Source organism: Gemmatimonadota bacterium (assembly GCA_040388625.1).
Taxonomy (GTDB): domain Bacteria; phylum Gemmatimonadota; class Gemmatimonadetes; order Gemmatimonadales; family Gemmatimonadaceae; genus Fen-1247.
In genome coordinates, this window is sequence record JAZKBK010000003.1 from 552,029 (window position 1) to 573,895 (window position 21,867).

15 protein-coding genes, 1 tRNA gene and 1 pseudogene are annotated in these 21,867 nt (G+C 58.1%); 7 read left to right on the top strand and 10 right to left on the bottom strand.

All coding sequences use genetic code 11. From position 1 onward, the window contains the following. Positions 1-63 precede the first annotated feature (63 nt). The 3 genes from V4529_08130 to merR all read right to left on the bottom strand — a co-directional run bounded on the left by V4529_08130 (position 64) and on the right by merR (position 1,983). Positions 64-195: a hypothetical protein gene (locus V4529_08130; GenBank protein MES2358302.1), complete on the bottom strand. Its 132-nt coding sequence runs from the start codon at positions 193-195 to the stop codon at positions 64-66. Next, positions 135-1,430, bottom strand: a complete 1,296-nt coding sequence (locus V4529_08135; protein MES2358303.1) for an NAD(P)/FAD-dependent oxidoreductase — start codon at positions 1,428-1,430, stop codon at positions 135-137. Before V4529_08135 ends, V4529_08130 begins: the two co-directional genes overlap by 61 nt. Positions 1,431-1,581: 151 nt before the next feature. Beyond that, a complete protein-coding gene (gene merR / locus V4529_08140) occupies positions 1,582-1,983 on the bottom strand; it encodes an Hg(II)-responsive transcriptional regulator (protein ID MES2358304.1) in 402 nt (133 codons plus the stop codon). 151 nt (positions 1,984-2,134) lie between these two features. Between merR and merC the strand changes: the two genes are divergently transcribed. Further along, positions 2,135-2,578 carry an organomercurial transporter MerC gene (gene merC, locus V4529_08145; GenBank protein ID MES2358305.1) on the top strand — a complete coding sequence of 148 codons (444 nt, stop codon included), beginning with the start codon at positions 2,135-2,137 and terminating at the stop codon, positions 2,576-2,578. A gap of 139 nt (positions 2,579-2,717) precedes the next feature. After that, positions 2,718-4,133 (top strand): annotated as a pseudogene (gene merA / locus V4529_08150) (mercury(II) reductase). 245 nt (positions 4,134-4,378) lie between these two features. Here the strand turns inward: merA and V4529_08155 are convergent. From V4529_08155 to V4529_08170, 4 genes are all read right to left on the bottom strand, one after another. Beyond that, positions 4,379-5,800, bottom strand: coding sequence for a hypothetical protein (locus tag V4529_08155; GenBank protein ID MES2358306.1), 1,422 nt, complete (start codon positions 5,798-5,800; stop codon positions 4,379-4,381). Between the two features lie 692 nt (positions 5,801-6,492). Continuing rightward, the gene (locus V4529_08160) at positions 6,493-8,253 is read right to left on the bottom strand and encodes a ThiF family adenylyltransferase (protein ID MES2358307.1); all 1,761 of its coding nucleotides are present in this window, start codon (positions 8,251-8,253) and stop codon (positions 6,493-6,495) included. 74 nt (positions 8,254-8,327) lie between these two features. After that, positions 8,328-9,452: a nucleotidyltransferase gene (locus tag V4529_08165; protein ID MES2358308.1), complete on the bottom strand. Its 1,125-nt coding sequence runs from the start codon at positions 9,450-9,452 to the stop codon at positions 8,328-8,330. Further along, positions 9,430-11,016, bottom strand: coding sequence for an SAVED domain-containing protein (locus V4529_08170; protein MES2358309.1), 1,587 nt, complete (start codon positions 11,014-11,016; stop codon positions 9,430-9,432). Before V4529_08170 ends, V4529_08165 begins: the two co-directional genes overlap by 23 nt. Before the next feature lie 999 nt (positions 11,017-12,015). Between V4529_08170 and V4529_08175 the strand changes: the two genes are divergently transcribed. From V4529_08175 to V4529_08185, 3 genes are all read left to right on the top strand, one after another. Continuing rightward, positions 12,016-13,491 carry a Fic family protein gene (locus tag V4529_08175; GenBank protein ID MES2358310.1) on the top strand — a complete coding sequence of 492 codons (1,476 nt, stop codon included), beginning with the start codon at positions 12,016-12,018 and terminating at the stop codon, positions 13,489-13,491. A gap of 354 nt (positions 13,492-13,845) precedes the next feature. Continuing rightward, on the top strand, positions 13,846-14,832 hold the full coding sequence (locus V4529_08180) for a DnaB-like helicase C-terminal domain-containing protein (GenBank protein MES2358311.1): 987 nt from the start codon (positions 13,846-13,848) through the stop codon (positions 14,830-14,832). 151 nt (positions 14,833-14,983) lie between these two features. Continuing rightward, complete coding sequence (locus V4529_08185) at positions 14,984-17,164, top strand: hypothetical protein (protein ID MES2358312.1); 2,181 nt, start codon at positions 14,984-14,986, stop codon at positions 17,162-17,164. 504 nt (positions 17,165-17,668) lie between these two features. Here V4529_08185 and V4529_08190 read toward each other — a convergent pair. From V4529_08190 to V4529_08200, 3 genes are all read right to left on the bottom strand, one after another. Continuing rightward, positions 17,669-17,893: a hypothetical protein gene (locus V4529_08190; protein MES2358313.1), complete on the bottom strand. Its 225-nt coding sequence runs from the start codon at positions 17,891-17,893 to the stop codon at positions 17,669-17,671. Positions 17,894-18,602: 709 nt separating this feature from the next. Next, positions 18,603-18,674: transfer RNA gene (locus V4529_08195), tRNA-Cys, on the bottom strand. A gap of 68 nt (positions 18,675-18,742) precedes the next feature. Continuing rightward, the gene (locus V4529_08200) at positions 18,743-19,429 is read right to left on the bottom strand and encodes a dienelactone hydrolase family protein (GenBank protein MES2358314.1); all 687 of its coding nucleotides are present in this window, start codon (positions 19,427-19,429) and stop codon (positions 18,743-18,745) included. Positions 19,430-19,554: 125 nt separating this feature from the next. On the opposite strand from V4529_08200, the gene V4529_08205 reads away from it, so the two are divergent. Continuing rightward, positions 19,555-21,411, top strand: coding sequence for a CHASE3 domain-containing protein (locus V4529_08205; GenBank protein MES2358315.1), 1,857 nt, complete (start codon positions 19,555-19,557; stop codon positions 21,409-21,411). After that, entirely contained in the window at positions 21,408-21,836 is a 429-nt protein-coding gene (locus V4529_08210; GenBank protein ID MES2358316.1) for a response regulator, read from the top strand. The genes V4529_08205 and V4529_08210 overlap by 4 nt, the downstream gene beginning before the upstream one ends. The last annotated feature ends 31 nt before the right edge of the window (positions 21,837-21,867 follow it).

Here is a 21,867-nt window from a genome sequence, read left to right on the forward strand (position 1 = left end):
ATTCGACCGACAGATCGGAGACCACTCGGCAGATGGCCACGCCCTTGAATTGCATCGGCATCGTTAAAGCATGTAGCTGACGTCGCTCGAGCTGGTGGGATACGCGTAGATCATGTGCCTCAGGTCTGACGCAGTCAGTTCGTGCCTCGCGGCGAGCGCAAAAATGTTGATGACATCGGCGGCGTCGGGCCCCAGGAGGTGAGCACCGAGGACGCGATCCGTGTCGTTGTCGACGATGGTCTTGAACATGGCACAAGCTCGTGCACCCGCCGGTTTGAGAACCAGCCTGCCGTGTCCCCGCACTTCACACGAATATCGAGCCCCTGCTGGCGAGCTTCCGCCTCCGTCAGACCCACGGTTGCGAGCGGAGGCTCTGTAAATACCACGCTCGGTATGCCCCGATAGTCCGGTCGTTTCGTGTTGCCGTGCAGTAGGTTGGATGCGACGATGATCCCCTCGTGCCCCGCGACTGGTGTGAGCGGGAGCGAGCCCCGTGAGAGTGCGCAATCGCCCGCCGCATAGACGCGCGGGTTTGTCGTGCTCTGCATGAACTCGTTCACCACGATTGCCCCCCGCTTGTCCACATCCACACGCCCCAACTCCAGGTCGAGCCGTTTCGTCCTGGGGATACGGCCGGCTCCGTGCACCACGAGATCCGCCTCGATCACCCCTGTCCCGGACTCTGTCGCAACGTGCACGCGATACCAGCTGCCGTGTTTCTCGACCGCAGTTACATCGACGCCTATCCTAAGATCGATGCCCACACTTCTCGTGTGGGCTACAAGCCGTTGTACCAGATCCTGATCGAAGTGCGCGAGCGGTGCGCCGCGGCCAAGCATTACCGCATGACTTCCTGCGCGCTGCACGATGTGGGCGAATTCGAACGAGATGTAGCCCGCTCCGATGAAGGCGATGCGTACCGGCAACTCGTCGAGCTCCAGGAAATCAGTGCTCGTGCGAACGTGCTCCTCACCCGGGATATGGAGTGGAACCGGTGTGGCGCCGCTGGCGATGACGAACTGCTTCGCATGAATCTCACGCGTGTTACCATCGCGGTCAGTGACAACCATGCGATCGTCCGCCGTGAAGTGGGCACGACCGTGAAACGCAACGATCCCGGCCTTCTCGAACGCCGCCTCGGTGCGCGCGGGAACCGGCCCGGTGAACGTCCGCTTGAAGCGCATCAGCGCGGGCCAGTCGATCCGTGTGTCGCCTTCGATGCCGGAGCCGGTCATCCGGCGCTGCCAGTCAATCACTGCGGCGCCGCCGACAAGAACCTTCTTTGGATCACAGCCGCGAACCGCACAGGTACCACCGTACGGCTGGTCATCGACAATGGCCACGCGCCATCCTGCGGCGCTGCACTTTGACGCAGGCCCTGAGCCACCAGCTCCAGTTCCAATAACGACCAGATCGAATGAATCGCTCATGATATCCCATTCGCGTTGAAACGTCCCCACCATCTACGATAAGCTCCGTACTGTAGTACGGAGTCAAGGCCGCCCGCGAGGTCAGTCGGCATGTGCGCTACGTGTGCCCAAGTCGCTACTAAGCCGCTCTCGTACAGAAGGAGCGTCATCTTCATCGCAACGCATCGATAAGCGGACAGCGCACGGGGTCGTAATGCGCGCGACATTCACTCACTAGTTTTGACAGCGCAATCTCCATCCGCGCAAGATCGGCCAGACGAGCGCGCACATCTGCAAGCCGTACGGCACCGAGCCTTGCGGCCTCGCTGCAATGGGTGCCGTCCTCGAGCTTCAGCAGTTCGCCAATCTCATCCAGGGTGAAGCCCAGCCGCTGGGCTGCCTTTACAAACTTTACTCGCGCCACGTCCGCACCATTGTAGCGGCGAATGCTGCCAAAGACCCGGTGCGGCTCGCGTATCAGGCCCTTACGCTGGTAGAAGCGGATCGTTTCAACATTGACCCCGGCCTCAGTAGCAAATACTCCGATGGTCAGGCCATCCGAAATACTGTCCATTTGGTTTGACTCCGCTTCCTTGACACCGTACTTGAGTACGGAAATATATTCTGCCCCTATATACCAGACTTGGACGGAAACAGGCACATGTCCGGACAGAATAGTGCAAGGCCAACCCGTCCCTAAAACCGAATCTCGGAAGGCCAGCCACATGTCTAAGGAAAATTTGACCAGAGATGATTCCCTCACGCGCGGTGCCGACAAGGTCGGCGTCATCGGCGCAATCATTGCAGCGATGGGCTGCGCGGCATGCTTTCCCGCCCTCGCGAGCCTTGGTGCCGCTATCGGGTTGGGCTTTCTCAGTCAGTTTGAGGGGGTATTCATCCGCTACCTGCTGCCGCTCTTTGCACTCATCGCGCTGCTGGCCAACCTCGTCAGCGGCATGCGTCACAAGCAATGGCTTCGCACGGCGCTCGGCCTCATTGGCCCGCTACTCGTGATGGCCGCCGCGTTGTTCATGGTGCTGTATGGCTGGCCCACCGCGTGGCTGCTCTATCCCGGTCTTGTACTGATGGTTGCGGTATCAATCTGGGACCTGGTAGCTCCACCGTATAAAGTCTGCGATGCACCGAACACAAGCTCGGCCTCGACCTGAGTGCGTGGCCAGGATGACGTCGTAGACGCATTTCCATTACGTCATCCCGAACAAGCTAGCGCCGTCACCTTTCACGAATATCATGAACGAACAACCAGTTACGACAACTCGCATCGGCCGCACCGAGCGTGCCGGTGTTAGGCACATCGATACGGAGCAGCGCCTCCGCGTGGCCATCATCGGCACCGGCGGTGGGGCCATGGCCGGCGCGATCAAGGCCGCTGAACTCGGCGCTCAAGTCACACTCATTGAGCGCGGACCCATCGGCGGTACCTGCATCAACATCGGCTGCGTGCCATCGAAGATCATGATCCGCGCCGCCCATATCGCCCATCTGCGCCGCACGAGTCCGTTCGACGAGGGAATTTCCAACACGGCGCCGACGGTTCGGCGTGACCAACTGCTCGCGCAGCAGCAGGGCCGCGTAGATGAACTGCGCCACGCCAAGTATGAGAGTATCCTGAATGCAAATCCGAACATTCACGTCGTGCACGGAAGCGCACATTTCCGGGATGCGGGATCACTCATCGTCACACTCCCCGCCGGCCGAGAAACTGAAGTACGTTTCGACCGCTGCCTGATTGCCACCGGCGCAAGCCCGGCCGTACCACCCGTGCCGGGCTTGAAGAACACGCCGTACTGGACCTCCACCGAAGCACTGGTGAGCACCGTCATTCCACAAAGGCTCGCCATCATCGGTTCGTCGGTGGTCGCCGTCGAGCTGGCACAGGCCTTCGCGCGGTTGGGTAGCAACGTCACGATCCTGGCACGCAACACACTGTTCTTGCGCGAAGACCCCGAGATCGGCAAAGCCGTGACGGCGGCCTTCCGTGCCGAACGAATCACAGTGCTGGAATACACGCAGGCCAGCCACGTCGCTCATGCGAACGGAGAATTCCAGCTTACCACAGACGTCGGCATCATTACCGCGGATGAGCTCATGGTCGCAACCGGCCGCACGCCAAACACGCGAGAGCTGAACCTCGACGGCGCAGGGGTGCTGATGAATGCGCAGGGCGCCATAGTCGTAGATCCAGCGATGCGCACGAGCGCACCGAACATCTTTGCGGCCGGAGACTGCAGTGACCAGCCGCAATTCGTTTATGTAGCGGCGGCGGCCGGCACGCGTGCCGCAATCAACATGACCGGTGGAGACGCCCGGCTCGATCTCACCGCCATGCCAGCGGTGGTGTTTACCGACCCACAGGTCGCCACCGTTGGTCTGTCGGAGGACACTGCACATGTGCAAGGCATCGAGACCGACAGCCGTACGCTCACACTGGACAACGTCCCACGCGCACTAGTCAACTTCGACACGCAAGGGTTCATCAAGCTCGTGGCCGAGGCGGGATCGGGCCGTTTGATCGGCGTGCAGACGGTTGCATCCGAAGCCGGCGAGCTGATCCAGACAGCGGCGCTCGCCATCCGGGCGCGCATGTCGGTGCAGGAACTCGCCGACCAATTGTTCCCGTACCTGACAATGGTCGAGGGGCTAAAGCTCGCGGCGCAGACCTTCAACAGGGACGTGAAGCAGCTTTCGTGCTGCGCGGGGTGAATGGTGAGGCTTCACGGCGAGGACGTTGTGGCCACACCGCAGCAACATCGTCTGTGGCCCGTACAAGCCGGGCCTTATACCGGCGTGGTGGGCTTGCAGGAGCCCGCTGTCGACCAGCTTGACGACATGTCGCCGGGAAACGCCGAGTAGCCGAGCTGCTTGTTGTTGTAAGACCCTCCCCGCCCACGCTTCGGGAGCAAAACGTCGCCGGTTCAAATCCGGCCACCCCGACTTATGTAAGTGACTTAATTGCAACAGTTTACGGGAGCGCGCGCGTCGGTTTGAGTGCGCGCTTTCGTCGTCTGGGGCTGCAAGGCCAAATTTCGGGGCTCGGGACCCACGTTGCATTTCGCGGCCCCGCGAACGACGGATGCGCATGTCGAGCAGGACATGCCGTTACCTGGGGCGAGCATGCTTGCCACTCTTTCAGTCTCGGCGCGCCACCATCCGTCGATACTTTCCTTCGCCGTGAGCCCTACGAACTCCGGTAAGCGCGCAAGCACCGAGTCGCTTGAGCCGACTACCTTTGCGAATCTAAGTAATCCGGGTATTCCGGAACGGTGGAAGATAGCTTGAACGATCAACGCATCAGTCGTGTACATAGCATCGCTTGCCGCAGATCCGCCAGGAGCACCACCGTGCAGTAGCGGAGCTATCGTGACAGTGGGGTGATCCGATTGGTACTTCCGCAACAACGGATACATCTGCAATGCTGGGTGCCCATCGTGACCACCAAGCCATACTGCGACCCCTTCGTTGAATAAGGCATTCCCGGGGTGTAAAGTTGGCGATAGCACCACATGCACGAATTCGTGCAGATAGTCTTCGCCCACTCTTGGATCTCCAATCAGGACGATCCCCGCGGGCGGGATTGAACGCCCGCCAAATCCTGTATCTGGGCCTGAGCCATCAGGAAAGAAGTCGAGGCCAACAGCGCGCCATGCCTCATCGGTCGAAGCTGTGACATAGGCATCGATATGCGCTGGCGGCGTCACGGCGAAGAGCTTGGCGACCGAGTCGACGAATCGAGCAGTCTCGGTCGCCTTGCTGGGAGATTCTTTCTGACCGGGAGCGTACCAGAATGTGATTCGTCCAACATCCCGCCTCCGCCAATCACGCGTGACTCGAGGGAGCGCATTCGCCAGTTGCCATCCAAAGGGCGATCCTGGCGTCCGTACGGCGAACAGCCGTTGAAGTGCCAGGGCAGACACAGGCTTGCCGCTCGTCGAGCTCGTCGCGTGTAAGATCTTCACAGCATAGACGCTGTCTCCAGGGAATGCCGGAGTAACGGCGACGATCGTAGCATTGAAACCCTGGTAGGCGGTCAATGCAATGTCGCCGAATCCCGCATCAAGCTTCGTTCCCATACTCCACAACCCACGAGCGCGAGCGGATGAATCTGGCTTTGCCAGATAAGCACTGGTGAGCGCGACGATGCTATGGACATCGGCTATCGTAGTGTCCACACCGAACCCTATGCCGATAGCTTTCGCGGGAACTTGCGCTTCGACGCGCGAAGGAGTCACGAATGACGTTGCCGCGAGAACTACAGCAATACAAAATTGCTGCCAGGCTAAATGGCGAACCATGCTCGCCCCTCCATGAAACATCGAGTTCATGCCCGCAAGGCGCAATTCACGAAAGTGAATTGCGCCTTGCTCTTTCACTCTTGGCAAGTAGTGTAAGGACGATACACGCCACCATTACGTTTGTCGATGATTCGCAATCAACTCGGCTGTCGGCCTAGAATTGGACTCATCAGTGGGGGAACGTCGCGGATCCTTTAGGCATTACCTGTCCATCAAACGGGGTATACACTCCAAAAAAAAGAGCCGCGGAATTTTACCGAGATATTCTTTCCTCTACCTTCTTCCCCGCATGCGTAGCCGCCGCTAGGACGGCCGGTGTTTTGCCTCTCGGAAATACAGTCGCGGACGTTGACCATCTTCCATGTGGGTCGCCGCCAATGATGAAGAGTACGGGTTCGGGACAGTTGTAGAGGTAGGATCCTGCAATGCGTCGCATCGAGTTATGATCTTTGGGGCTGGGTGTCGGAGCCGCACTCGGATGGAAGTGCCACTCGCCGAGATAGAAGCCCTCTCCCTGTCGCCAGTAGTGGTCCAGCATGCGTTGGAGTCCATTAACGCCTCTGTAGAACCACGTCGAGCCGAACTTCGAGTCAATGGAGGGAGAAGTAACTCGATCTACGATCGCGCAATCGTGCCCATCGCTGTAATGACCGATGAGAATTCCTCCAGTCTCCCCTGAGCGAGCTCGCACGCACTCTTCGAGCATCAATTTCACACTAGCATCGCCAACGCATAGGCCGAAACGCAAGTCTTCAGACCAGTGTTCCAGATCAGACACTGAGCACACGCCGGAGTCCCAAGAATAGACCATTTTCTTCCACGCGCTCAAATACCACAAGCTCAGATGCATCCGACTCTGACTGCACAAGCTCTACCAGATGCTGCAGTGCGGATGATGCCAACATCCACACTTCATCACCGCGCGCTGGGAATACCGGATGCCAGCAACCGACACCTTCGCGAGGCCACTCTGCGTCGCGAAACCGCTCTGCTTGTCGATCGAGCCATGGGCGTAACGCAGTCAACATATCCTCCATTAGAAACGATTCACCGATAGAAAAAAACGAAAATCCCGCCCACGCGAATAGTCCGAGCGAAATCGAGACAAATATCTTCGGGCTGTTCCACCGGTACGTAGACAGCGCGTGAGCTACCGCATTCTCGCCTGTGGCATCAATAATGATGTCCGTCGTGCGCAACAACGCATGGGATACCTCGTCATCTGGGGGGAATGCCTGAGTGATTGCACGGACTTCAGTACGGGCTGACATTGCGTTGAGCCGGTCCGCGAGTGCTGCGGCCTTAAAGCTGCCTACGTCCGCCAGCGTGAGCGTATGGCGGACGAGATTTCCCGCCATTACGAGGTCGTGATCGTATACGGTCAGGCGACGCAACCCACCGCGCACCAGCATCTCTCCTATAGCCGACCCAAGCGCACCAGCACCGATCAAGACCACCTCTGCGTCGGTCAGTACTTCAGGAAGCTGCCCGCGCGCGGCCACTGTATCCGCATGCCAATTTTCGGAATGGAGCCATGTTAGCGAACATTCGTCACGGAAGGCCGCCAATCGGGTCACGTCGGTGGGGCGTGCTCGTCCGGGTCTGAACCCAGGCGATGACATACCTGTTTCGATAGGAATCTCAGGTAGTTGTAGCGCCTGCCAGAACATGTTCCTCGCCGCGCCATCCACCACTGCCGGAATCGGGAAGCCAACCAAGAGGCGCGACGCACCGCCAAAGCGTGTGCGCTCCAGAAGCCGCTGCAGCGCCTCGTCTAGATTGATATCTTGCTCGGCTGCTGCTCGGCGAAGTTCACCCCAAGTCATCGGAGCCTTCCACGGCTCGATGTGCGGGGTTCCATTGAACCGAAGCCACAATCCATCTTCGGACGGACGCTCAGGATCGTTGATATAAGTACCCCAACGTGGCGCGTACACCTCGCGGCCTCCCGGATCGTGGAAGCTTTTCGCGACCAGCACCGGTGGCCGCTGCCGAAGCCGCACTAGTCTGACCACACCATAGCGGGCCTTCTCACCATCCCATGTCTCCAGCGAATCGACGTTCTCGCCGAACGCGACGAGCGGCTTCGGTAACGAGCCGAAGTCCGGGAGCTCGAATGGGTCACCGGGCCGAACGAGCCCGCCACACGCCGCCACTTCAAGCCATCGGCGTGTTCGCTCCAGCCGCCAACGTAGGCGCCCGGCGACTGAAAATGGTTCCCGGTCGACGCCTTGGCGGCCCAAGGCACGCACGCCCGTGTCGACGCAGATTCGCCCAGTTCGCCAAGGGCGACCGACGTTGGCTGGACGGTTCAAAAGCTGGTGCGGAAATGTGGCTTCGACACTGTTCCGCATGGCCGGCTGGAGATGGATGTAACCCCACGGATATGTGGCTTCGACAAGCACCACCCAGTCGCTTCGCCTGGGCACACCGTGCCCTTCAGTAGGAATGGTGAATCGACAGCTTATCGTCCAGCAGCGCTCGACAGTGTTCCATTGCCACGCCTCGAGCACATCGACGCCATCAAGCACCTCAAGTGCGTCACGCGCATCGTTGAGTGCTTGCGAAGGTACAGGCGCTGCTAACTTGGGCGACAGCGGACGCCTTAACCCCATCGCTCCCCGGACGTTGGAATGATCGTCGGTCCGCCCCGTGGAGAATACCCGCCGCCGTCACCTCCTTCATTATTCCCGCCGCGCGCAGGCCCAAGCGGAAATGTCGTGCCGAAGAGTTTCTGCCAAAGCTGCGTCGCCGTTTCGCGAGAGTCGCTATCGAATGCCTGCCTCGCGATGGCCGCCGCAGGCTTCAGCTTCTCATAGAACACTTTGAAGTCGGCGGGAGTGAGACGATGAAGAACATTGTGAGCTGGCACCCCATGATCCGAAACAACGGGGATGCGCTCGAGCGCGACGTCAACTTCATAACGGCGCACCATCTCTTCGAGCGCCAATGTCACACCTTCCGCGATGCTCGAAATACCGTTCGGACAGCAGACGCCGATCAAATGCTCGGCCGGATATCCTTTGGGATATTTTGGTTCTGGATTGATCCGTCTCCACCACTTCACCGCTTTCACTACGTTCACGTAGTGCCCGCTGCACTGCCTGTTCTTCTCCCAGGTGAACCGAATCTGCTCTAGCGGATTCGTATCGTCCCACCCCTGAGCATCGCGATCAGGAATGCGAAGCGGGTCGAGTTTCCACTGTGGGGTCTGCCCTGCGCGCTGTAGGCTATTAGCACGCATCGCGCTCGGTACCCAGTCCAGCGACGGTTGCCAATCTTCCTCGTCTAGCGCCGCTTCAGAACGAATACTTTCGGCGCGGAGTGCTTTGGCGAGTATCTCAGACGGGGCTGACGTCACCACAACGTCAAGGCTCACTTGGGACATCGTAATGCCAATCGAGCGGCCTTGGAATTCCCATTTCCCCGCATAATGCGTGTTAAGAAAAGGAACGAAGACATTCATCGCCTGTTGTGGCGTGTACTCGGCCTCAGACAGCGTGGTAACAACGACAATGTCCACGTCAGCACGGTTGTCATTCTTGGGCCGCGTCGCCGTTTTGCGTCGGTAGCTGCCTTGCAGAAAATCGCCGATGATGACGCCTTTCATCGTTGCATGGCTGTTGAGACGCTCCCGTAATAACCGGTGGGCATCTCGCAGTTCGGCTTCTTGACTTGTCGTCAGCCGAATATCTGCGAGGAACTTGTCAAACTGAGATTTTAGATCCACGGGCAGGTACCCCTCCAGAAATCGTGGTTAATGGAAACGGTAGAGACACAGAAGGTGTATACGCCGTGGGCTGAGTCCGATCGAAGTCGTGCTCATACATTATGCAGCGCCCCCAGACACGCGCGACCTGGCCCAAAAAGAACATCAGTCCGTTGGGGGCTGCGGCAAAGACGTGCACTACTGTGTTGCGCGGACGTTGCTGTTGCGCTGCTGCAACTATCTCAGCCGCGTCGTCAGCCAAGCGACGCGCGTGCGCTGCATCGCGAATCGATCCGCTGCCAGTACCACTACACGGATTTAATTCAATGATTTGTCCAACGGCTGGCAGATGCTCGCGAATGAACAATTCGGCCTCGGCGATCGCCGCCCGCGACACGCTCAGGACGACCGCGACATCGGGTGCGCCGGTAAGTTCGATAACACGCTGTGTCCAGACATGCTCGTCATGGCATGGGGGGCCGTCGGCAAGACACCATGTCGTGCGCCCGTTCACACCGCGTTGGACCGGGTTAGCAACGACACCCGTCTTCGGATCGAGGCACCACCCTGCGGTGAATGCAACGGACAAGTGCGTATCCAGATGCAGGTCGACCGCTTCCGCACCGTTTATCGCATCTTGGAGGTAGTCCCGCACCGCTGGTGCCAACTGTTTGTTCCAAAGCGATGCGTCGCGGATATTCCGACCATCAAAATGCGGCAAGAGACACAGAATGCGCTCTGTTTCGTCGTCCATGTTTTCCGCCCAACGCCGAAAGCTCCGAATCCCGATCTGACGACCTGCCTCTCGCGCTGTCGCAGGTCGCGGCTGATGTAAGCCTTCTCGGGCAATCACCTCGGCAAGTTGGTCGCGTGTAAACTGACGCTGTCCTGCCTGCATCAATTTTCCCGGCAACCCATCGTACAGATTGGCCACTTTCCCATCAGGATATGGCCTCATCCCAGCGTTGATCAGTAGCGGATTCAAGTACCTGAGCAGTCCGTCGAGCGGTGGATGGCTCGTCCGAATACGCAATGTCCGAAGCACCAGAAACAGCTCCTCGTCAGTACTAAGACCGAGGTGCGACCGCCACATGGCGCGCGTGCGTCCCATCTTGCTCTTTGGGCCACCGGCTGCCAATCGGTCAAGGCGCAGGGACTCGTTTGCGTTGCTGTAGAGTTCTCCCAAGACGTCGTCGTGGGCAATCGGCCACGGTGCAAGGATGATGAACCTCGCCTCGCGGCCGGTAGGCGCGTGCCGCCGCTGGGCGTCGCGGAGCCGTTGCAGGAGCGAAACCATCTCAGCTCCGATAAAGGCTGGGTCGGTCAGGGCTGCTGCAGTGAACGCGCCATCCTGGGCGACGTGAAACTTGACCTGGAAGTAGTCCGCACGGACGTCGGGGTCCGTCCCGTCACGGTGCGTACCACCATAGAACACCGCGACGTCGTCAAAGACACGTATCCCATCGACTTCAAATCCCACGGCCGTGACAATGGGGTTGTCCTGGAATAATCGGGTCGCCTCCGTCCAAAAGACTCGGGCTTGATATTCGTCGCCTTGGAGACGCGGAACGATTGCGTTCGCCATGTCAGAGATGACGGCTAGGGAAACTGAGCTACTGCGGTTGACACTGGGTATCGATAATATACCGAAAAAAACCCGGCACTACCTCCTTATGAATCCGTGTTAGGCCCTCGCTGCCTCACCGCACAATTAGGAAGGTCTGGTCTCTTCTAATCGGCGCCATGGTGGTGCCTTTCGATTTTTGTGAGGAACCAGCCTGCAGCAACCGGGGGCAACCGGCCTTAATTGGCGTGCGGATCCAGGGGCCCGTCAGCCGCCCCGACGCATGGCTAGGCTGTCTAGAGAGCTACAGGGTCGTCGACGTACCCATTCCACATCTCTCGGTAGCTTGGCCGTCTGGATTGTGTCCTCAACCTAGGGAAAATGTCCCAAAAAGGCGCGCAAATGGCCTGTGACGGAGCTAGGGACCTAGTGATAAGATTCACACACATTTAGACTTCAGTGAATATTTTTCGCGACTAGTGAATAAAGTGGGCCTTTTTTTTGCCTACCTACCTTGCATTCGCCTTGAGTGACTAATTGTCTAATAAAGAATTAAAAAGTGAAGGAATTTCACGGGGTGTGATGTCTTTTCACGGGCGGCCACTCCATGAGCCTGCCTCGCCTGCTGGCTACGCCGGGCTCATTCGCCTATATGACCTCCAGCTCCCCCTGCCGCCGCGGCTAGCGGCCGTGGCGGAGCGGCACCATCCACGGTCGACTGCCGAATGGTTGCTGGTGACCCCCAGACACAGACCTGAGGAGACACTGGCAGGGCAGTTGGAGTTTGCGCTCAAGTGGGAGGGCGTTGATCTCGGCGTAATCAACGCTCTGACCAAGATTGTCCCCCCCGCAGAATTTGAGGCGCTCATCCGAGCAACGCCGACCGGCAGCTACGCACGGAGGATTTGGTTCTTGTACGAGTGGCTCACTGGCCAAACACTGGCACTTCCGAATGCGGGGAAGGTCCGCGCGGTGCCCGTGCTGAACCCGGCTCAGCAGTTTGCCCTTTCGAGGGGGGCCATGTCGACACGCCACCGCGTCATCGACAACCTTCCTGGTACGCGTGCGTTCAGCCCACTCGTACGCAGGACTCAGGCCCTCAATACAGTTGCCGCAAAACAGTTAAACCGCCGAGCTCGCGAAGTACTGGGCCGCACGCATGGCGACGTCATTGCGAGAGCTGCGGCATTTCTGCTCCTGAGCGATAGCCGCTCCTCGTTCGACATCGAAGGCGAGCGTCCTTCGCGCCAGAGGACTGCGCGCTGGGCGCAGGCGATCGGGCAAGCTGGCGCTCGACCGTTGAGTCTCGACGAACTCGAACGCCTCCAGCAAATCGTCATTGGCGATGCTCGCTTCGTCCATCTCGGGCTGAGGGAAGACGGCGGCTTTGTTGGCGATCGTGACCGTCTCACCCAGGAGCCGCTGCCCGAGCACATAAGCGCACGTGCCAAAGACCTCCGCGATCTGCTTACCGGGGTCGTCGAGTACGTATCCCGCGCCGTTGCAGGAGGTCTCGACCCTGTAGTTGCAGCAGCGACCGCGGCGTTCGGATTTGTGTACATCCATCCATTCGAAGACGGCAACGGTCGACTACACAGATGGTTGATCCATCATGCGTTGGCAATCACTGGCTATAATCCGCCCGGCGTAGTCTTTCCGGTAAGCGCAGCAATCCTTCGCGAGCTGGATGCCTACAAGCGCGTGCTCGAATCATACTCCAAGCCGCTACTTCCCTACATCAACTGGGAGCCGACCGAGCGCGGCAACGTGAACGTGCTGAACGAGACCGCTCAGTATTACCGATACTTCGATGCCACTGCGCATGCAGAGTTTCTGTATGAATGCGTCGCTACGACGGTGGAGCGTGACCTTCCGGACGAGGTAGCGTATCTCGAAGGTTATGATCGATTCGCGACACGAGTACAGCTGATTGTAGATTTGCCAGCCCGCATGGTCGAGCTACTGCATGGCTTCCTGCAGCAAGGACACGGTCATTTTTCCAAACGCTCGCGCCAAAAGGAGTTTGCTTCACTTACGGGAGATGAAGTCAGCAGCATCGAGCAATTATACGCGGAGTGCTTCACGCGCGAACTCGCATCAAGCACACCAGTGACTCAGGATAACATCGCTGCAGCTACATCATCGTCATCACCGTCATCACCTACTGCAGCTGTGTTCTCATCACTCCCAATATCGTCGCAACGGGAGCAGCTCGTCGCCATGGCACGCAAGCTTGTCACTCCGGTCGACATTCCAGCGCTGATTGCGGAAGGAGTTATTGCGAAAGAGCGCGGCGCATGGTACGAAGTGCTCGATGGGAAAAGGTTGCCGGAACACGTCACTGCGCAAATTCACGAGTTCCGGTTAGAAGTCGGAGAACAAGGGCAGCAACGTCAATTCGTGAAGATCCCACCGGTTCGTAAAAGAGCTGTGCGTCTGTATCGAGAACTCACGGGAGAAGACGCGCCCATCGTTTCCCGGCAACCGCGCACATAGATTCGCATTGACACGACGAAACCAGCTCGCGGCTCATATCCACCGCACGCCTTTCCTCAACTCAAATCGCAGTGACGCACGATCGACATCGAATGCAACAGCTTGAGATCCGTCGCCACTGAACGGGGTTCCTTGTGGGTCACTTGACAATCCGGTGTAGCGTATATGTATCGCATATATCTATCGATCGCGCGATTTCGATACCGCGTCGCCGCTGACACGCGTCCCTGTCGTCCAGTTGTCTGCTATCTTGACGGTTAGGTTGTAGGATCTGCCAGATCGCAGGCCTGGTCCATATGCGACTAGGGCGGTTTAGCACAGATGTCCCATTCAGGGGACTCGGAGCGTCATTCCATGCCACCAGCGAAGACCCGCGGCCCGGCGCCGCAGGGCGGCGTAGTATTGCCAGAGGCGAGCCCGCCCACCAACGCGTCTCACTTAATTAGCGACCGTAAGGAAGTCTTTTATGAGACAATGGTTCAGCTCGAACGTCTAGTCAGTAATCCAGAACATGCCGGATTCATTCGTACTGGCTTGCACGATGTCGATAGCCTTATCACCGGATTTTCAGCGGGCGATTTGGTCGTAGTTGGAGGCCGTCCAGCGATGGGCAAGACCAGTTTTGGTCTCGGTTTAACGGTTCGCGCAGCACTCGACCAAGCGACGCCTACCGTTTTCTTTTCCCAAGAGAGTTCAGCCGAGGCGTTAATGACCCGCGTCATTGCTGCAGAAGCACACGTAAATCAAACGTGTGTACGCACCGGAAGACTCCACACCGATGACTTCATGCGCATGGGACGCGCCGCCGGACTACTGTCGCAGGCACCTTTATGGTTCGAATCACTATCGAATGCCACGCTAGCGTCTCTTCGAGAGCGAATTTCGGCACTGGTCCAGAATGCCGGCGTTCGTCTAGTCGTGATTGACTATTTGCAATTATTCGAAACCTTGGGCGCGGAGTCGCGGCACCAGGGAGTCGCTGCAATTTCGCGCGGCTTAAAGAATCTTGCACGTGAGTACAAAATCTCGATCATCATATTGTCGCAATGCTCCCGTGCGCCCGAACAAAGATCAGGGTTCGATAAACGTCCGCAACTCCCTGACCTGCGAGATTCCGGCGCAATTGAGGACGATGCAGACATAGTCATGTTCCTTTATAGGCGGGAATACTACGACGTTCTGGATGGTCGCGACCCGAATGAACCCAATCGATGGGGTGAAATATCAGCCGGTCGCGCAGAGGTAATTATTGCAAAACAACGCAATGGGCCGACTGGGACGGCATTTGTCGCCTTTGACAGATCCTACTCCCGTTTCGACAATCTTCCGACATCTTCGTAACGAGAACCTCGTCAGAGCGGTTTACCGGATCCGCTCATCTACATGACGCTTAGTCGCGTCGGCGGATTCGGTCTCAACCTGTAACGGATATCGAGTATCAATATGGTCGACACGTGGATTCTGGCTTTTTGACTTTCGGGAACTTGACCGCGTGGGTGTAGGCGACGAAAGTACGCCGACGATCCTGCCTTTTGAGCAGCGTCTCATAGCCATTCAGACGCTGATCAAGCAGGTCGATCCCGTCACATTTCTAGGGATTACGGCGCTACGAGAGCTTCTGCATTATTCTGCCGATGGTCCTGGAGAGGAAGAGAAACATGGAAAGGCTCAGGTGGCGACCGAGCTTTTTCAGGCCCTTGCTCTACAATTTCCTGTATCATCGTTTGCTTCCCGGCCCCCGTCTCTCAACGACATCCAGCACATACGGGCAGAGCTAGATGCGCTCCTCCACCTCTTTTATGAGCGGCGACGACCTAGCGCACGACACGACGGAGTAGATCTGTGGCAGGCAGTCATGGTCGAAGATCTACGACGGGAAACGCAGCTCATTCGTAACTGGGGACACTTCGAACAAGTCATACGAATTACGCAAGAGCTTTTCAGTGTCACCGATCCGCAGCTATATCAAGAATGTGGCGTCACGGTTCTCGCACTAACAAACATGCTGGTCAGGATGGCAGAACTGATCACGGCACGGCTTAGAGTTCGACGGAGCGTCGTGCAGTGTGTTCGCGATGCCGGCGACCTTGCAGCAATCGTACAGTGCATAGAGTCCGCTCCAGATGGAATATTCCGGACGGAGGATATCGAGCGCATACGTGCAAGTGATACGATGGAAGAAGCACGCGATTACGTCAGTTATTGCTTCCACACCACGATTGCAAACGCTTTCATGGTATCGCTCGACGACTTCGCCGGCGCATACAAAGAGCCTGTTGACCGCCGGCAGTTAAAGGCTGTGTTAGATGCCTGGAGCTATGAATTTGGAGAGCTTCATAATCAGCAACCGGAACATTTCTTCTTAGCCAATCCAGTATGGGGTCGACCGTTCATTCGCATAACACCCTCGAACTATTTTCTTCCGATTGGCGACCTTTTGCAAGGCTTTCTCATCGAGATGTGTGAGGCGGTTGTCAACGCTAGCTCATTACACGAAAAGTACCGTAAAATACGGAGCTCATATCTTGAGAAGCGCGTGGAGCAGTTGTGCCAGCAAGCCCTATCTCCAGGAGATGTGTACAGAGGTGTTTTGTGGCAAGATCCCCAGGATGGCGCTACATACGAGAATGACATCCTAGTTCACTTGGATTCCTGCATCGTTATTATCGAGGCAAAATCACACTCGATTCGAGATGCGCGGCGCGGTGGAGATAAAAGCTTGCGAGCCGCCATCAATGACACCATTGTCGCACCAGCCGAACAAGGGCGTCGATTCGAAGCGTACCTCATGTCATCTCCTGGGGTCCGTAGGTTGTCGACGCGCGCAAGAACGCAATTTCAGATTGACACCAGCCAGATTGTCAGGACTGTCTGTATTAGCGTCACGCTTGAAAGCCTCGGCTCACTGAACGCTAGATGGTCGCACCTTGTGGAAGCAGGTTTCATTGACCCGCAACTGATACCCACACCATCAATTCCCTTAGCCGACTTAGAGAATGTCTTCGATCTCCTGCCGGACGCCGCCACTCGTCTGCACTATCTGCTGCGTCGTGGCGAGCTAGCGGCACACGCGAATATTTATGGAGATGAAGCTGACTTTCTCGCACTCTATTTGGATACGACATTCAATATCGGCGATTTCGAATTCTCGAGCAATTTGCTCGACATATGGGGGCTCTCACACAAGATCATGAGGTATTTTGTAGCTGGTATGCGAGGTCAAGTAGTTGAAAAACCTAAGTTGCGTTTGACGAAGCGATGGAGTGCTGCACTCGAACGCCTGCAGCGAACACGTCCACCCAAATGGGTTGAAGTCACCTTTGCCTTATTGGAAGTACCGCCCTCCGCCCAAAGTGCATTCAATGAGCGTATAAAGGACATCAGGGCAAATGCATCTAAGCGAAAAAAACACGTTTCTCTAGGATCGTTCCATATGCACGGTGGTCCCACAGCACGCCCCTTCGCATTAGGAGGAATCGTCTATCGGCAGATCGATCGAGCAAAAGCAGAGGATTTTGCGTTTGTCACAGCCGCCGAAGCGATGGAACAGGCAGGTGTGACGGCTGCATTAGTTATCGGCGAAAACATGACGACGCAGGATTTTCCGTATACGATTTTGGGGCTTGTGGGGACTAGTCTCGCGCGCCGACCTATTCGTTCGGATGTGCGCTAGAACAGTATTAACAGCGATTGAATGGAGTCTGCACGGATTTAGGTGAAGATCTCACAGCAAAATGACTCATCTCCGCTTGGCAGCAGTGGGCGCTCCTACCTACTTCGCGCGGTACAGCGTGCCGGCTCACCCACGCGAACTCTCTCAGCACGACTGTCTCAACTAGCACCCGACTGCGAGCAGTCCACTTACCGCCGGAAGTTCACCGAAAAGGGCGCGATTTTCGCCGCGGCTGCCCCAGCGCGCGTGCTCTCGAACGATGCAGCACTCAACCGGTGTCTCGCCATTGCGGGGCTCGGCGTGCCGCTCACTTTCGAGGGTCACGTACGCGGCGACGCAATCGAGCGCGGCAGCTCGTCTCGATCCTCGAAGAGTTCTGCGCGCCGTTTCCCGGCTACTACCTGTACTACCCGCAGCGGCAACTGGCGGCGCATAACGAGGCACGTGCTCGCTAGGCTGGTGGTTGCGATATCTCTCCCCATGGCACCTAGTCCGAATGCGCGCTCAGTCTTCGGAGCGCGGCCGCCCATTACTCATAAGACCTAATTCAAGATTCTCGAATCGCTCGTTTACCCAGCCTCGCGCGATCTCCAGCGACGAGGAGAGTTTGTTCCCCATCGCCAAGGTGTCTTCCGCATCTAACAATTCCTTCGCTAGCGCGATGCACCAATCCATGGCATACTCCGCCTCGTTGAGCGGCAACTGCTTGGTGCCATGTTGCCCGTTCACAACGTCACATACTCGGTTCCACCGGCTACGAAGCGTGCTCCAGTCGTCTGCAAGTTCTCCTGTGGACCGGACCGCTGAATCAGGCAGCCGGAAACGCAAGGCATCGAGCGCCCTCGTACGCTTCGCCTGCTCGCGGTCGTGCTCAGCATTATGCGTCTTGCAGAGGCCACCGAGGTAGGGCGCGAGATCACAGCCCGAGCGAGAGCACGTACGGCAAGATCGCTTCATGGTCCCGTCAAGAATGAGGGCGCAGGGCTAAAAGTCAGACGGGTCCTTTGCACACGGCAATTGCGCTGGCTGCCGCCGGCTCACGAAGTTTGTCATCGTCTTTGGGACTTTTCAACTGCTGTGATTACGCATCGTGGCTTTGCTTGGTGGAGCTCAAAGAATAATTCGCGGGCACGCAGTGTTTCCCATCGGTTGATCCATGCACCTGTAGGTAGAGCACTACTGATGCCGGTCTCTTTGCTACGAAGCGTCCGAATGACCGGCATGGTTTATTTGGGTCACTACAGCACGTTGAATGACACATTCTCGCCTGCCGGTGTTTGGGATTGCAGCAGCGGACGCGTTGTCCGGACACGGACGATGTGTTCGATTGTGCTGACTCAATCAGGGAAACCGTGGCTTCGTACCCTGTTTTGTACCCAGTCCGATCGCACGACGATGGCGCTGCGCTCTAAATTGGCTTCCCACAATCACTTACAAGAGGCACCGGTCAGAATCGAACTGACGAATAGGAGATTTGCAGTCTCCCGCCTTACCACTTGGCCACGGTGCCGTTTACTGCCAACGGTCAGTCTCCAAACCTAACCGGCTCCCCGCCTCCTTCCCACCCCATCCGTCCCGTCAGCTACCCATGAGCTGGCGCAGCATTGCCAGGTTCAGAGAGTGGCCGCCGTTGAACGGATGCATCGCGTATGGTACCCCGCTGCTCTCGAGAACGGCGCGCTGCTCTTCCACCGCGTCCTCGCCGATGAACCTGTCCCGGGTCCCGTACACCATATCGATGGTCAGGTGCGGCCTTCGCTCGGAGAGCGCACGCAGATTTACGTCCTGGGGGATGGCGTGGGCCCACGGAACCAGATGATCGATCACCGCCGACCCGCGCGCCGCCCACCGGCAAACCGCCGGTCCGCCCTGCGAGAAGCCCAGCGCGTGCACGCGGATCTGGTCGCGGTCCACTCCACGGTTCGCCAGCTCCTCCAGTATCCGCTCGTACAGCCTGTCAAGATAGTTGACAATGTCAACTATCTCCGTTTCCCTGTCCTCGCGGGTCAGCCACAGAGCGCCGACCTTGCTGGCGCCCGAATGACCTGGCCGCGTATCGAGGTAGAACCTGGATAGACCCTCCGGCACCGCTATCAGCCGCGAATCGGCTTCCAGGGGTTGAAACGGGACAGCAAAATCAGCCGCCAGTTGGCTGAAGCCATGCAGAACTATCCACACGTCCCGAACGAGCGGGTTCGGAGTGCCTATCTGATAGTAGCGCGCGGTCTTTACGACCGGAAAATGGATCGGTGTGAGTGGTTGCATCTGAAGTTGGTCAGTCAGGCCCAATTATAGCGTTATCCCAGCCTCGAAGGCTGGCCAACCCGGGACATGTCGGGCGCACCAGCCAGCGGCGAATTCACTCGCCCGCCAATTCTACTCAATCCGACGTGTCGCTTCGTCTCAAGCTCACAGCCGCCCTCGGGGTGGCACTCGTAATTCTGCTCGTGGGTGTCGCGTCGCTCTATGCCCTGCGGCAATCGACCAACGCCGCAGCCGCGGTCGAGCACTCCGAGATGGTTCGGGTGCAGCTGGAGCGCGCGCTCACGACCATCGTGAACGCCGAAACAGGCCAGCGCGGCTACCTCATCACGCAGGACACCAACTACCTCGCACCGTACACGTCCGCGCGCACGGATCTGGACCACGAGATTGCATCGATCCGCGCACTCACCGGAGACAGTCCGCTCCAGCAGCGTCGCATCGATTCGCTGGCGCTCATAGCGGACGCCAAGCTGGTCACGATGAATGAAACCGTAGTGTTGACGCAATCGGGCAATCGCGACTCCGCGCTCAAGATCGTGATGACCGGACGCGGCGCCGAGTTGACGCGCCGCGCACGCGGCGTGATCGACGAGATGGAAGAGACGCAGTCAGAGCAGCTCACGGAGCGCATCAACATCTACAACAGCCGAAAGCGCGCCGTAACGCTCGTGACGGTCATCGGCAGTCTGCTCGCCGCCACGCTCTCCATTCTCACGATGCTCTGGCTGCGCAGCGGGATAAAGCAACTGGAAGCGGCCAAGGATACGATCGAGGAACAATCGGCCGAGCTGGGAGACGAGCTGACCAGGTCGCAATCGCTCAGCGACAGGCTTGCGGCCAGCAACGATGACCTGCAAGAGGCGAACACCGCAGCTGAGAGTGCGCGTGTCCGCTTCGAGCAACTGCTGCAGTCGACGGACGAGTCGATTTTCGGAATGGACGCCGCTGGCGTGTGCACCTTCATCAACGCGTCCGGCGCACAGCTGCTCGGCTACGAGCGTAATGAATTGCTCGGCAGGAACATACATGAAGTATTGCACCATCACCACGCCAACGGATCCCCGTACCCGCTCGAGCAATGTCCGATACACAAGGCCATCGTCGATGGAACTTCGGTTCGAATTGCAGATGAGGTATTCTGGACTCGCAACGGCCGGGCGGTGCCGGTGGAATACACTTCGTCGCCAATCCTGAGCAGCGGACGAACTGTTGGAGCGGTGATCGCCTTCAACGACATTACCGCTCGCAAGCGCGCCGAGCGCGAGCGCGAGCGTCTCATCGGCGCGCTTGCGCGCAGCAATCAGGAGCTGGACCAGTTCGCGTACGTTGCATCGCACGATCTCAAGGCGCCGCTACGCGGCATCGCGAACCTGTCGCAATGGATCGAGGAGGACCTGGGCGAGAGCGTTCCACCGGACGTCTCGGAGAAGATGGCACTCGTGCGAGGCCGTGTGCAGCGCCTTGAAGCGCTGATCGACGGCATTCTGCAGTACTCCCGCGCCGGCCGCGTGCGCTCGGCGGTCGAGCAGGTCGACGTGGGGCTGCTCGTGAAGGACGTGGTCGAGCTGCTGGCACCACCGCCAGACATCACCGTCACCATCGAACCTGGCATGCCGACGATCGCGACCGAGCGCACGCCACTTCAACAGGTTTTCATGAACCTCATCAACAACGGGATCAAGTACAACCGGCGTCCGGGTGCCCGAATCACTGTGTCGTCGCGCGATGCCGGCAGCATGTATGCATTCAGTGTGGCGGACAACGGCCCGGGCATCGAGCCGGAATATCACGATCGGATCTTCGGAATCTTCCAGACGCTCGAATCGCGTGACCGGGTCGAGGGTACTGGCATAGGACTATCCGTCGTAAAGAAAACGGTCGAGCTGCACGGTGGATCGGTTACCGTGCATTCCGCGCTCGGAGAAGGCGCGACCTTCACTTTTGAATGGCCCAAGAGCACCGAGGAGACAACCGCAGCATGAGCATCGAACGAACGCTGAATCTGGTCCTCGTCGAGGACGACGAGATTGACGTAATGAATGTCCGACGAGCTCTGGAGCGCGCGCACGTGACGAACCCCGTGTTCGTGGCGCATAATGGGCTCGAGGGATTGGAGCTGCTTCGCAGCGGCACCGTGCCGAAGGATCGGCGGCTCGTGCTGCTCGATCTCAACATGCCCAGGATGAATGGAATCGAGTTCCTCCGCGAGCTCCGGAAGGATCCAGCGCTTCGTTCCACACCCGTGGTAGTGCTGACCACGTCGGACGACGATCGCGACAAGATACAGGCATACGATCTGAACGTGGCCGGATATCTGCTCAAGCCGGTGACGTTCGTCAACTTCGTGGATGTGATGGCGGCGCTCAACAAGTACTGGGCTCTGGTCGAGCTGCCCGAAGTGCGTTGACACGTCACCGGTGACTTCGTGCCCTATCCTG